At 45.4% G+C, this 458-nt stretch carries 1 protein-coding gene; it reads left to right on the top strand.

Going from position 1 to position 458, the window contains the following annotated elements; all coding sequences use genetic code 11:
• Nucleotides 1-313: inorganic diphosphatase (locus ACTHUR_RS20420; protein WP_440400618.1), on the top strand; the 313-nt coding region annotated here is incomplete at its 5' end.
• Nucleotides 314-458 lie beyond the last annotated feature (145 nt).

Below are 458 nucleotides of genomic sequence, written 5' to 3'. Positions count from 1 at the left end.
GCTGGTGACCGAGCAGCCTTTGGCAACCGGTATTTTCCTGGAAGCACGCGTTATCGGCGTGATGAAATTCGTTGACGACGGCGAAGTGGACGACAAAATCGTCTGCGTTCCGGCCGACGACCGCAACAACGGCAACGCCTACAAAACTTTGGCCGATTTGCCGCAACAACTGATCAAACAAATCGAGTTCCACTTCAACCACTACAAAGACCTGAAAAAAGCAGGTACCACTAAAGTTGAATCTTGGGGTGATGTAGAAGAAGCGAAACAAGTCATCAAAGAATCCATCGAACGTTGGAACAAACAAGCCTAATCGGTTTGTCCCGTCCAATATAAAGGCCGTCTGAAAGCAAAGTTCAGACGGCCTTTTTATGTTTCAAACCGATATAACAAAATCGTCTTTAAAACAAACAAACCATTCTTTCTCATTTTCAGACGGCCTCATTAAAGTAACGCCT

This window comes from Neisseria sp. P0021.S007 (assembly GCF_051956855.1).
This window is presented reverse-complemented; position numbering and strand designations above follow the sequence as displayed.